This window comes from Huijunlia imazamoxiresistens, from assembly GCF_037132455.1.
Classification (GTDB): Bacteria; Bacteroidota; Bacteroidia; order Chitinophagales; family Chitinophagaceae; genus Flavisolibacter; species Flavisolibacter imazamoxiresistens.
In genome coordinates, this window is record NZ_JBBBEI010000002.1 from 1 (window position 1) to 13,886 (window position 13,886).

Sequence of the window (13,886 nt, forward strand, 5' to 3'; positions counted from 1 at the left end):
GTAATTGGCTATACGGATGTGATCCAGGTGTTCTTCCTGATCCTGGGAGGTTTGGCTACTACGTATTTAGCCCTCAACCTGGTGGCCGAGCACAATGGGCAGAGCGGTGTGCTGGCCGGCTTTAACCTGCTGCAGGAAAAAGCCGACGACCATTTTCATATGATCCTTTCCCCTTCCAATGAAAATTACATGGACCTGCCCGGCCTGACGGTTTTATTGGGTGGCATGTGGATCGTGAACCTGAACTACTGGGGCTGTAACCAATACATCACCCAGCGGGCTTTGGGCGCCGACCTGAAAACGGCCCGCGGCGGTTTGCTCTTTGCCGCTTTTTTGAAACTGCTGATGCCTGTCATTGTGGTGCTGCCCGGCATTGCCGCTTACGTATTATTCAAGCAGGATGTTTTTTCTACGCAGATGATGCAGGAAGGGGAAATTAATCCCGACAGGGCATATCCCGTGTTGCTGAACCTGCTGCCTGCCGGACTGAAAGGCCTGGCCTTCGCCGCCCTCACTGCCGCCGTAGTGGCGTCGCTGGCCGGCAAGTGCAACTCCATCTCTACCATCTTTACCCTGGATATTTATAAAAAGAAATTAAATCCCGAAGCCGATGATCAAAAGCTGGTATGGATCGGCAGGGCTACCGTGGTGGTGGCGATGGTCCTTGCCCTTATTGTGGCGCCCTTTATGGGCATCGATAAAAAGGGAGGCTTTCAGTACATCCAGGAATACACCGGCTTTGTATCACCGGGCATCTTCGCCATGTTTCTCCTGGGCTTTTTCTGGAAGCGGACCACTTCCAACGCGGCCCTCTTTGCCACGATTGGAGGCTTCCTGCTGTCGCTGGCGCTGAAATTCCTGCCCAAGTTCATGGACCTGTCGGGACTGTACTCCTCGGGCTATTCGATGCCGAATGCCGAAGGCGTTTACGAGATTCCCTTCCTGGACCGCATGGGCATTGTCTTCGTGCTCTGCCTGGGGGGCATGGTGGTCATCAGCCTGGTGGAAGAGCTGAAGGGGCACCAGCCCAAAGGCCTGGAGGTGGACCGCCGCCTGTTCCGGCCCTCGTCCTCCTTTGCCGCCGGCGCGCTGATCATCGGCGGTATCCTGGCCGCCCTGTATACCGTTTACTGGTAACCGAAAAAAATGGAATTAAAAGTTTCTCATCAATAACAAGCAAGCAACAGTCCTCCTGTTTCCACAGGGGGACTTTTTTTAGCCCCCACCCCCGGCCCCTCTCCAGATGGAGAGGGGCCGGGGGTGAGGTGTCAAAAAATTGTTTGCCTCCTAAATTTTGAACCTTTTCGGCTAAAAATCCGACCCTCTTCCTGCGCTTCCCGTCTAGGTTTGCGCTACAGACATCGGATCATGCAAGGCGCGGCCGCCCTTGCTGTTACCAGCCATCCGATGCTTCCGATCATCCATTTATTCACAAAAGCGGTATAGCCTCAGGCTATATTCAGGACTCCACGTCAAAACGATTGACATATGAGAAAAGCTTTCCTTCAGCTATCGCTGATGCTGTTCGTTTCCGCAGCAGCATGGGCGCAATCCCGCACCCTCACCGGCAGGGTGGTGGGCAAAGACGGCGAACCCCTGGCCGGGGCCTCCATTATGGTCAAAGGCTCCACCAAAGGCGTCGTCTCCGACCAGAGCGGCAATTTTAAGATCGACGTCGCCGGTAACAATAAAGTAGTCTTAACGGTAAAGTCACTGGGACATAAGGAGCAGGAGGTGCCTGTGGCCCCTACGGCGCAGATGGTCAGCGTAGAGCTGGAGCAATCCGGTGCCGCCCAGCTCGACGAAGTGGTGGTGAACATCGGTTATACCTCGGTGTCCAAAAAAGAAGTGGCCGCCGCCGTTTCCTCCGTTACCGCCAAAGACCTCCAGGACTTCCCCGTGAGCACCGCCGCCGAGGCCCTGGCCGGTAAGCTGGCGGGGGTAAGTGTAAAAGCCGCCGAGGGCTCCCCGGGCGCCGACATCCAGATCCTGGTGCGCGGCGGTACCTCGCTGACCCAGGACAACGCCCCGCTCTATATCGTGGACGGCGTGCCCCTGAACAACGCCTTATCGATTATTTCCCCCACCGAAATCCAGTCCATCGATGTGCTGAAGGACCTGGCCTCCACCGCCATCTACGGGGCCCGCGGCGCCAACGGCGTGGTGCTCATCACCACCAAGAGCGGGAAGAAAGGCCGCACGATCGTTTCCTTTGACGCCTACGGCGGCGCCCGTACCATCACCAATGAGCTGGACGTGCTGAAGCCGTACGACTTTGTAAAATACCAATATGAGCTGAACCGCCTGCACTACAACGGCTTCGTCGTTACCGACACCGCCGCCATCAACGGCTTTACCGGTAAATACGGGCCCTACCCGGATTTCGAGATCTACAAAAGTTTCCCAATGTACGACTGGCAGGACGTGGTGTTCGGACGTAACGCCGTTTCCCAAACCCAGGTGCTGACGGTTAATGGAGGAACCGAAACCACTACGTATAACTTCAGCATGAACAACACCAGGGAGGAGGGCATCATGCTGAATTCCGACCTGAAACGGACCCTCGCCACCTTCCGCTTCGACCATAAAATTTCCAACAAGCTGAAGCTGGGCCTCAACATGCGCTACAGCCGCCAGGTGGTGAACGGTGCGGGCACGGCCGGTACCGGCTCGGGCTCCAACAGCCGCCTGAAATACTCGGTGCGCTTCCAGCCCTACATCGGCCTGGTGAATTTTGAAGAGTACGACCCCAACGCTATTTTTGACAATACCATCAACCTGAGCAACCCGTTGACCTCGGCCCTGCAGGACAAGCGCCTGGCGTATTCCAACAACCTCATTACCAGCGCTCAGCTGCAGTACAACGTGGTGAAGGGCCTGACCGTGAGAAGCGTACTGGGCTACAACGTGGGCGACAACCGCACCGACAACTTCTCGGGTGCCGCCAACTTCCAGGTGTCCGGCCGCAACTCCTCCAGCCAGTACGCCAGCCAGCCCTATATTTCGCTGTCCACCAACAAGAACATCAGCATCAACAACAGCAACACCCTGGAGTGGGCGCCTAACCTGGGCAAGAGCCACCGGCTGAACCTGCTGGCAGGGCAAGAGATCAACAGCAGCAACGGCGACGCATACAACCAAACGATCAAGTACTTCCCGGCAGCCGTAACGGCCGAGCAGGCCTTTGCCAACGTGCAGCAGGCCAACCCGCCCAGCGGCGCTATCCAGCCGACCCCCACCACCGATGTGACCGGCGAACGCCTGTTCTCCTTCTTCGGCCGGGCCATGTATTCCTATAAAAACCGCTACAGCCTCAACCTGATGATGCGCCGTGACGGCTCCTCGAAGTTCGCCACCACCAACCGCTGGGGCACCTTCCCCTCGGCCCAGTTCGCCTGGCGCCTGACCGAAGAGAAATTTTTAAAGGAAAACGCCCCCGACTGGCTGACGAATTTAAAGCTTCGTGCTTCCTACGGCACCGCCGGCAACAACCGTGTGAGCAACGACCGCCTGTACCAGACCATCTTTACCACCAGCGCCACCGACGCCGGCTACGCTGCCTCCGACAACGCACAGACCTCGGGCCTTTATTCGGCCAACCTGGCCAACCCCGACCTGAAGTGGGAAACCACCATCTCCCGCAACCTGGGCCTGGACGTGGACCTGTTCAACAACCGCCTGACCCTGTCGCTCGACGGCTATATCAACCGCACCAACGACCTGCTGCTGCAGACCAACGTGCCCCAGCAAACCGGCTACGTGTCGCAGTTCCAGAACATCGGCTCCACCCAGAACAAGGGCGTCGAGCTGCAGTTGAGCGGCACCATCGCCAGGACACGGAACTTTACCTACAACAGCTCCTTCAACATTTCTTCCAACCGCAATTCCATCGTGGCCCTGCAGGGCGGCGTCACCAGCTACATGGTCTCCTCGGGCTGGGGACAGAACGGCGAAGACTTTCTGGTGGAAGTGGGCAAGCCCGTGGGCCAGTACTACGGCTATGTGTCGGACGGCTATTATACACTGGATGATTTCGACAAGGACCTGTCCAACCCCGCCGCCTACAAATGGGTGCTGAAGCCGGGCGTGGCCAACTCCTCGGTGATCAACGGCACTACCCAGGTTTATCCCGGCATGATGAAATTGAGAAAGCTGGGCGATAGGAAGGATTCCGTGGTTCGCACCACCGACCGCCAGGTGCTGGGCAACGTGCAGCCCAAGTTCTTCGGCGGCTGGAACCACCAGCTGGCTTTTAAGAACTTCGACATGAGCCTGTTCTTCAACTACTCGTACGGCAACAAAACCTACAACGCCAACAAGATCGAGTTCTCCTCGGTATACCAGGCCACCGGCAACAACCTGCTCTCCAGCATGAAGGACCGCTGGCAGACCTTTGACGAGCAGGGCAACTTTATGAGCGATTGGGACCAGATCGCCAAGGCCAACCAGGACGCAAAGACCTACATGCCCACCCGCGGCCTGCCGGTACTGCGCTCGGACGCCATCGAAGACGGCTCCTTCCTGCGCATCACCAACGTCACCATCGGCTATTCGCTGCCGCGCCAGCTGCTGCTGCGCACGCACCTGCTGACCAAGGTAAGGGTGTACGCCACCGTCAACAACCTGTACACCTTTACGAAGTACACCGGCTACGACCCCGAGGCCAGCACCCGCCGCAGCAACCCTTTGACCCCCGGCGTGGACCATGCCGCCTACCCCCGCAGCCGCTATATCCTGGGCGGGATCAACGTAGTGTTTTAATCCTTAAAACAGAAAATCATGAACTTTCGCAAATCCGCATATCTCCTGGCACTGGGCGTTTCCCTGATGGCACTGCCCTCCTGTAAAAAATACCTCGACTACCAGTCGCCTTCGAAGCTCAATACCGAGCAAACTTTTGAAGATGTCAACTACACCAACAGCGCCGTGATCGGCATTTACACCCGGCTTTGCGGCAGCAATGCCTACGGCAACCAGTTGTCGGTTTACTTCCACCTGGGCACCGACGAATTCGTGTACCGCGGCAGCACCTCCTTCGACGGGGGCGCCGACTACGCCATTCCCAACTACGGCGCCATCCCCACGCATTCCGGCATGTACAACGCCTTCGTGCAGCTGTATTCGGGCATCGAGCGGGCCAACATCGCCTGCAAGTTTATCCCCTCCTCGAACCTGTATAAAAACGGTACGGCCGACCAGCAAAAGCAGATGCGCCGCTATTACGGCGAAGCCCTCTCGCTGCGCGCCCAGTTTTATTACGAACTGATCCGCAACTGGGGCGACGTGCCCGCCACCTTCGTGCCTGCCGCCGACCTGTCCTCGCAGTTCCTGGCCCACAGCAACCGCGACAGCACCTACGACCGCATCCTCGACGACCTCAAAATGGCTGCCGAGCTGCTGCCCTGGCGCGACGAGCAATCCGACTACGGCTCCTACCGCTGGACCAAGGCTGCCGCCAAAGCCCTCCGGGCCCGCATCGCCCTGGCCCGCGGCGGCTATTCGCTGCGCACCGATACCAAGCTGATGGAGCGCCGCGCCGATTATCAGAAGTATTACCAGATCGCTTTCGAGGAGTGCAACGACATCATCAAATCCAAAAAGCACGGCCTCAACCCCGTGTACGAGAATATCTTCAAGTCGCTGCATTCGGGTACCGCCCGTTTTGACAATACCTACGAGCTGCTGTTCGAGGTGGCCATGTGGGGGCAGATCAACGATTCCAACGTGGGCAGCGCCAACGGCCTTACCTTTTCCAGCTCCCCCTCCTGGGGTGGGGCAGGGGGCCGCAGCACCGCCGTGCCGACGTATTTTTATGAATTCGAGAACGGCAAGGACGTGCGCCGCGACGTAACCCTGGCCACCTACAAGGTGCAGGCCGACCCTACCGGCGCCATCAACCAGAAGATCCTGGTGAGCTCCATCAATTTCAACATCAATAAATTCAGAAAATCCTGGACCGCCTTCGACGGCAAGGTGACGGGTACCTACGGCGTCAACTGGCCCATCATCCGCTACGCCGACGTGCTGCTGATGTATGCCGAAGCGGCCAACGAGCTGGGCACCGCCGGCGAGATCAGTGCCCTGGACGCCCTGCAGCAGGTGCAGAAGCGGGCCTACGGCGCCAATGCCCTGCCGGCCACGCCTACGGACAAGGACGGTTTCTTCAAGGCCATCGTCAAAGAGCGCCTGCTGGAGTTTGGGGGAGAAGGGGTACGCAAATACGACCTGATCCGCTGGAACCTTCTTGCGGAAAAGATTGCGGAGACAAAAACCAAAATGGGCCTGTTCGCTACCGGCGCGCCGGCGGACAACAACCCCTACGCCAACCTGCCGCAATATATCTATGCCACGGCCAACAATTTTTTGAATACCGACCTGAAAACCGAAGCGGCCGGCCTGAGCGTGTACGGCGGTGTTCCCGACTCGGTCTTCTTCAAGCCCATGACCGTGACCACCAACCCCTCGGGCTATCCCAGCCGCCTGTGGTGGCGCCAGGAAACCGGCACCTGGACCAACGGGGTGCTGACCTCTTCCTTCATCAACGATCCCAACAACGGCTATGTGTCCAAGTTCGTCGCCAACAAAAAGGAATTGCTTCCTTACCCCGAAAGAGTCATTATCGAAAACCGGGGCGGCATCGTGCAGAACTTCGGGTACACCAACTAAAACCGCCCACCCTTTATTCCTGAACTTTTCAACAGATTGCTACATGAACCTTCAAACGATATTTTGCAATAAATTTTCCCTGTTGGCCCTGGGGCTGGGGCTCCTGGCCGCCGGCTGCAAGAAAAGCCTGACCGGCGAGATCGAGGACGACAGCGTCAACCGCTCGTTCACGCCCGCCAACTTCAGCGTCAGCACGGTAAAGGATTCCGCCAAGTTCCGGTGGAACGCGCCCCTCTACACGGGATCGGATGCCACCTATGCGCTGGAAATTTCCACCGACTCGCTGTTCGCCACCGTCGACTACACCACTACGGCCGATACCACGGCGGCGGTGGTGCTCGACAGCCACCTGAAGCTCAATACGCCTTATTTCGCCCGGGTACGGGTGGCCGAATACAAGGGCAAGCAGCCTTCCAGTTATATAGCGGCGGCCCGCAGTTTCCGGCTGAACGGCCAACAGTTCTTCAAGGTGCTCCGCGACTTCGAGGTGACGCCCACCTCGGCGCTGCTGCACTGGGCTACCGGCGCCCCGACGGCGGGGCTGACCCATATGGTGCTGATCAACGGCAAGGACTCGGTTAAGACCGCCCTGGGTGGAGCCGAGGTAAGTGCGGGTCAGAAAGCCCTGGCCGGCCTGCTGCCCGATACCCGCTATACCGTGCAGCTGCTGGCCGGCAGCAAAAGCAAGGGCCTGCTCACCTTTACCACGCCGGCTACGGTGAGCTTTACCACCGTGCTGTCGCCTTCCGACAACCTGGCCACCGCCATCACCAACGCGGCTAACGGCGACGTGATCGGCCTCAACCCGGGCACCTACAACCTGAGCGGCATTACCTACGTGGTCCAGAAACGGATTGCCCTGCGCTCGGTTTCGGGCAACCCTGCCGATACCAAAGTGCTCACCCGCGAGATCAACCTGCAGGGCGACAGCGCCGGCATTACCCTGGCGGGCATCGAGTTCAACGGCAACTATTCCGGCACCTCCTACGGCGCCCAGTTCCTGCAGCTGGTCGGCAAGGATTCCGCTAAACAGGTAACGGCCTTCAACAACATCCTGATCGACAACTGCATCATCCATGATTTTTCCCGTTGCGTGATCCGCGGCAATAACGGGGGCGTGGCCAACGACCACAAGATCGGCAGCATTACCATCAACAACGCGCAGCTGTACAATATTGACCAGGCCAATACGGCGGGCTATTACAACTTCTCGCTGGAAAAGCTGCAGCTGGCGGCCTTTTCGCTGACAAAGTCCACCCTCTATAAGCTGGGGCAGGGGCTGATCAACATGAGCACCAACCTGAGCACTACCACAGGCATCGTGCCGGCGGTCACCATCGACTACTGCACCTTCAACAGCTTTGGCGGCGGCAGCGGCAAGTACGCCTTTATCGACGCCAACGCCAACAAGGTCGTGTTCCATTTCAACAACAGCATCGTGGCCAATACGCCGATCTCCGGCAGCCTGCAGGCGGCGGCTTTCCGGGCGTCCAATACCGGCAACGTCCTGAGTTTTTCCAACAACAATTATTTCAAGCTGCAGGTAGCCCCGGGCGGGGCGGCGCTGAACCTCACCGGCCTGGCCCAGGCCAACGACATCAGCGTGGACCTGGGATGGACGGCCGCCACCACCGGTTTCGGCCTGGCCACCCTGCCCGCCGACCACCCGGTTTTTGCCGCCAGCATGGCCGGTGGCGCCGTGGGCGACCCGCGCTGGGCGTATTAAGCACCCAAGATTTTTATTATAACAAGCAAGCAATGGTCCGCCTGTTTCTACAGGTGGACTTTTTTGTATCTTTCTTTCGGCAGGTGAAAGTTGTTGATTTTCAATGGCTGTTTTTTGGTGGGGACAGAATTTGAACCAATTTGGCCAGAAATCAAACCTCCTTTTTTCCCTATTGGGATAGGTTTGCGCCTGTGCTTTCGGCCTACAGGCACTTGTTCCCGTTTGAAATTGATTCCTTTATTGTTCTTTTCCCTGCCGCACCTCTTGGTTCGGCTATCTTCGTCCTTATGCGCCATATATTAAAAAAACTTTTGTTTGCAGCGACGTTCTTTGGAGGTTTGGCGGCCACGGCCCAGGAATCCCGGACAACGCCCGAAAAATTTCCCGAGTTCATTCCCTTGTACCCGAAAGGGAAGATGCCCAACAGCAAGGGCATGAACCTGCAAGACAGCATTGCGGGCGAACGTATTTTCCGCGTAGGCACCCCGGGCATGTACGCCTTTTATCCCGGCAATGCCGAAAACAAGGGCAGCGCCGTGGTCATCTGCCCCGGCGGCGGCTACGAGCGGCTGGCTTACGTCATCAGCGGCCTGCAGCTGGCCAAGTGGTTCAATACCCTGGGCATGACCGCCTTCGTGCTCAACTACCGCCTGCCCAATTCGCCCGACCTGAAACAGCGCGAGCTGGGGCCGCTGCAGGATGCCCAGCGGGCCATCCGCCTCATCCGGGCCAATGCCGCCTTATGGGGCATCAACCCTTCAAAGATCGGCGTACAGGGATCCTCCGCCGGCGGCCACCTGGCCACCCTGGTGGCTACCCATACCAAGGACGTGTCGGCCCTCCGCGACGCGCTGGACACCGTGGCCTTCCGCCCCGACTTCATGATCCTGGTATCGCCGGTGATCGATCTGGGCACTAAGCTGGCCCATATGGGCAGCCGCAAAAACCTGCTGGGCGAGAACCCTTCGCCCGAGCTGGTGAAGCAATATTCCACCCAGAACAGCGTCACCGAAGCCACGCCCCCGGCCTTTATTGTAGGCGCCATCAACGACAAGGCCGTGCCTCCCATGAACAGCCTGCTGTTTTACCAGGCGCTGCTGGAGCATAAAGTGTCCGCCTCCTACCACGTATTCCCCCAGGGCGCCCACGCCATCGCCCTGCGCAACAACCCCGGCTCCACTAACCTGTGGACGGAGCTGTGCGAGCAATGGCTGGAGGAAGCCGGCTTCCTGCCGCCCCTGCCGGGCAAATAACCCGAAACCATAACCGAACGTTTTAATCAATAATCACCTAATTACCGTGAAAAAAAGCTTTTTGTATTGTTCGCTGGCCCTGCTGCTGGGGCCGGGTGCGGCGCTGGCGCAGTCCGGCAAGGCGCGCGCCCCGAAGCCGGCCGTAACCGCCACCAAACCCGCCGCCCCCCTGCAACTCTGGTACCCCGCCGCCGCCGCCAACTGGAACGAAGCCCTTCCCATTGGCAACGGCAGCCTGGCCGCTATGGTGTTCGGCGACGTGCGCAACGAACGCCTCCAGCTCAATGAAGAAACCATCTGGGCGGGCGAACCCGGCAACAACATTATTCCGAACGTGTACGAGCCCCTCCAGCAGATCCGCAAGCTGCTGTTTGAAGGCAAGTACAAAGAGGCCCAGGACCTGTCGAATGCCACCTTTCCCCGCCAGGCCCCGGCCGGCGGCAACTATGGCATGCAATACCAGACCGCCGGCAACCTAATGCTGCGCTTCGACGGTCCGGAATCCATAACCGACTACCGCCGCGACCTGGACATCAGCAACGCCCTGGCCTCCGTTTCGTACCGCTCGGGTGGCGTTACGTACAAGCGCGAATACCTGGCCCCGCTGACCGACAAGGTGCTGGTGGTGCGGCTCACGGCCGACAAGCCGGGCAGCATTTCCTGCGAGCTGGGTATGAATACGCCTTTTCCCCAATTCAGCAAACAAATCCGGCAGGGCCGGTTGCTGTTGTCGGGACTGACCTCCTCCGTGGACGGCAAGCAGGGCAAGCTGCGCTACCAGGTGCAGGTGCTGCCCCAGGCCGAAGGCGGGGCCGTTTCGGCCACCGATACGAGCCTCCGGATTTCGAAGGCCAATGCCCTGACGATCGTGATCGCCATCGGCACCAACTATAAAAATTACCAGGACATCAGCGGCGACGAAGCCCAGCAAGCCACCAGCCGCCTGGAGGCCGCCGCCAAAAAGAGCTACGCCGCCCTGAAGGCCGCCCATACCGCCGCCTACAAAAAGTATTTCGACCGGGTGACTCTCGACCTGGGCACTTCGGAGGCCGCCAAAAAGCCCACCAACGTACGGGTAGCCGAATTCGCCCAGGGCAAGGACCCTTCCCTCACGGCTCTCTACTTCCAGTTCGGCCGCTACCTGCTGATCTCCAGCTCCATGCCCGGCACCCATCCCGCCAACCTGCAGGGCAAGTGGAACGAAAAGCTGTCGCCGCCCTGGGACAGTAAGTACACCATCAACATCAACACCGAAATGAACTACTGGCCGGCGGAAGTGACGGGCCTGACCGAGATGCACCAGCCGCTGATGGAAATGCTCAAGGACCTGGCGGTGACCGGCCAGCAGAGCGCATCGCAAATGTATCATGCCCGCGGCTGGAACGTGCACCACAATACCGACCTCTGGCGTATCACCGGGCCGGTGGACGGCGGCTTTTACGGCATGTGGCCCATGGGTGGCGCCTGGCTGAGCCAGCACATCTGGCAGCACTACCTCTACACCGGCGACCAAAAGTTTTTACAGGAAATGTATCCCGTGCTGAAGGGCGCTGCCCTGTTCTTCGTGGATGCCCTGCAGGAGGAGCCTTCGCACAAATGGCTGGTGGTGGCGCCTTCGATGTCGCCCGAGAATACCTACCTGCCCAGCGTAGGCATTTCCGCCGGCACCACCATGGACAACCAGCTGGTGTTCGACGTATTTTCCAACGCCCTGCGCTCGGCTTCCATCCTCGGCGCCGACCAGGCCTTTGCCGACACCCTGCAAACGCTCCTCCAGCGCCTGCCGCCCATGCAGGTAGGCCAGCACGGCCAACTGCAGGAGTGGCTGCAGGATTGGGACAAGCCCACCGACCGGCACCGCCACGTATCGCACCTCTACGGCCTGTTCCCCTCGGCCCAGGTATCGCCCTTCCGCCACCCGCAGTTGTTTGAAGCCGCCCGCAATTCGTTGGTGTACCGCGGCGACAAATCCACCGGCTGGTCCATGGGCTGGAAGGTGAACCTCTGGGCCCGCCTGCTCGACGGCAACCGTGCCTACAAGCTCATTGCCGACCAGCTTTCCCCGGCCCCCGTGGAACAGTCGGGGCAGAACGGCGGCACCTACCCGAACCTCTTCGACGCCCACCCGCCCTTCCAGATCGACGGCAACTTCGGCTGCACCTCCGGCATCGCCGAAATGCTGCTGCAGTCGCACGACGGTGCGGTGCACCTGCTGCCGGCCCTGCCCGACCAGTGGCAGAAAGGCAGCGTCAAAGGCCTGGTGGCCCGCGGCGGCTTCGTCATCGACATGGACTGGAAAGAAGGAAAAATCACGTATTTGAAAGTGCAGTCGCGCCTGGGCGGCAACTGCCGCCTGCGGCTCCAAAGCGCCCTTTCTCCCAAAGGTGCATTTTCGCTGAAAACCGCTTCCGGCGCCAATCTTAATCCTTTCTATGCGGTAGCGGATATCAAAACGCCCCTGGTGTCCGAGAAAGCAATCCTGAAGGGGCTGTCCATAGCGCCGGGTACGCTGCATGACTTTGCCACCGAAGCGGGCAAGGTGTACGAGTTCGTTCAAAAATAATCTTCAACAACCGTTATGATCCGTTTTAAAAAATGGGGACTGCTGGCAGCCATGTGGCTGCCGGTGCAGCTCCTGCAGGCGCAGCCGGCCCCCAAAAAATACTCGTGGGACCACCTGCCCCAGGCCGTGGTGCCCACCTTCAAAAAAGATACGTTCAACATTGTCCGCTACGGGGCGAAGCCCGATGGCGCTACCCTCAACACCGAAAGCATCAACAAGGCCATCAAAGCCTGCAGCCAAAAGGGCGGGGGCGTGGTGTACGTGCCCGGCGGCGTCTGGCTTACGGGGCCGGTAGTGCTGCAAAACAACGTGAACCTGCACCTTGGCCGCTCGGCCATCCTGCTGTTCACGGCCGACTTCAACCAGTACCCCCTGGTGGAGGGCAACTACGAAGGCAAGCCCTCCATGCGCAACCAGTCGCCCGTATCGGGCAAGGGCCTGCACAACGTGGCCATCACCGGCAGCGGCGTCATCGACGGCAACGGCGACCACTGGCGCATGGTGACCAAAGACGCCCTGACCGAACGGCAATGGAAAGCCAAGGTAGCCTCCGGGGGGCTGGTGAGCGAGGACGGCCGTGTATGGTACCCTTCGGAAAAAACAAAGCTGGCGTCTAAAATGAAAGAGCCCGGCGCTATCCTTCCCGGAAAGACGACCAAGGATTATGAAGCGGTCAAAGACTTCCTGCGGCCCACGCTGCTCAACCTCACCGCCTGCAGGAACGTGCTGCTCGAAGGCGTGACGTTTCAGAACTCGCCCTCCTGGTGCCTGCACCTGCTGCTGTGCCAGGACCTGACCCTCAAAAACGTGTCGGCCAAGAACCCGGCCTATGCCCAGAACGGCGACGGCCTCGACCTGGAGTCGTGCAAAAACGTGCTGGTGGACGGCTGCACCTTCGACGTAGGCGACGACGGCATCTGCATCAAGTCGGGCAAGGACGAGGAAGGCCGCAAAAGAGGCGTGCCCACCGAGAACGTCGTCATCCGCAACAGCTTTGTGTACAAAGGCCATGGGGGCTTTGTCATCGGCAGCGAAATGAGCGGCGGCGCCCGCAACATCTTTATCTCCGACTGCAGCTTCATGGGCACCGACAAGGGCCTGCGCTTCAAGACGGCCCGCGGCAGGGGAGGAGTGGTGGAAGACATTTTTGTGAAGAACATCTTCATGAAGGACATCGTTGACGAAGCCATCTATTTTGACATGTATTACTTCACCAAGGCGCCCGCCGCGGGTGAGCAGGTGGAGGTGCCCGCCGTAACCGAGGCCACGCCGCAGTTCCGCAACTTCCACATCAGCAACGTGGTCTGCCAGGGTGCGAAGAAAGGCATCTTTATCCGCGGCCTGCCCGAGATGAGCGTCAAAAATATCGCCATCGCCAACACCGTGCTGAAAGCCGACAAGGGCGCCGAGATCATCGAGGCCGAAGGCATTTCCCTGAAAGGCGTGGAGCTGATCGCCGCACCGGCCTATCCCGTGGTGTATGTCGAGAACAGCCAGTCCGTAAGGGTGGACAGCCTGTCGTATAACCCCGGCGCCGGCCTGCTGGTAAAAGTGAACGGCGAGCGGACCAAAGACATCCGCCTCTCCAACACCATTGCCGGCGATGCCAAAAGCAAAGTGGCCGCGGAGAACGGGGCCGATGTCAAAACCGTACAATTGAACTAATTCCTACAGCGAT

7 protein-coding genes are annotated in these 13,886 nt (G+C 59.2%); all 7 read left to right on the forward strand.

Translation table 11 applies throughout. The features are described from left to right. A partial coding sequence (locus V9K67_RS01955) for a sodium:solute symporter family transporter (RefSeq protein ID WP_336719695.1) occupies positions 1-1,137 on the forward strand: 1,137 nt, incomplete at its 5' end. 351 nt (positions 1,138-1,488) lie between these two features. Continuing rightward, positions 1,489-4,761: a SusC/RagA family TonB-linked outer membrane protein gene (locus V9K67_RS01960; protein ID WP_336719697.1), complete on the forward strand. Its 3,273-nt coding sequence runs from the start codon at positions 1,489-1,491 to the stop codon at positions 4,759-4,761. Positions 4,762-4,779: 18 nt separating this feature from the next. Continuing rightward, on the forward strand, positions 4,780-6,666 hold the full coding sequence (locus V9K67_RS01965; RefSeq protein WP_336719699.1) for a RagB/SusD family nutrient uptake outer membrane protein: 1,887 nt from the start codon (positions 4,780-4,782) through the stop codon (positions 6,664-6,666). Positions 6,667-6,709: 43 nt separating this feature from the next. Next, positions 6,710-8,392, forward strand: a complete 1,683-nt coding sequence (locus tag V9K67_RS01970; RefSeq protein WP_336719700.1) for a DUF4957 domain-containing protein — start codon at positions 6,710-6,712, stop codon at positions 8,390-8,392. 434 nt (positions 8,393-8,826) lie between these two features. Beyond that, positions 8,827-9,645, forward strand: a complete 819-nt coding sequence (locus V9K67_RS01975; protein ID WP_336719701.1) for an alpha/beta hydrolase — start codon at positions 8,827-8,829, stop codon at positions 9,643-9,645. 46 nt (positions 9,646-9,691) lie between these two features. Continuing rightward, the gene (locus V9K67_RS01980) at positions 9,692-12,208 is read left to right on the forward strand and encodes a glycoside hydrolase family 95 protein (RefSeq protein ID WP_336719702.1); all 2,517 of its coding nucleotides are present in this window, start codon (positions 9,692-9,694) and stop codon (positions 12,206-12,208) included. 15 nt (positions 12,209-12,223) lie between these two features. Further along, on the forward strand, positions 12,224-13,873 hold the full coding sequence (locus tag V9K67_RS01985; protein ID WP_336719703.1) for a glycoside hydrolase family 28 protein: 1,650 nt from the start codon (positions 12,224-12,226) through the stop codon (positions 13,871-13,873). Positions 13,874-13,886: the final 13 nt, after the last annotated feature.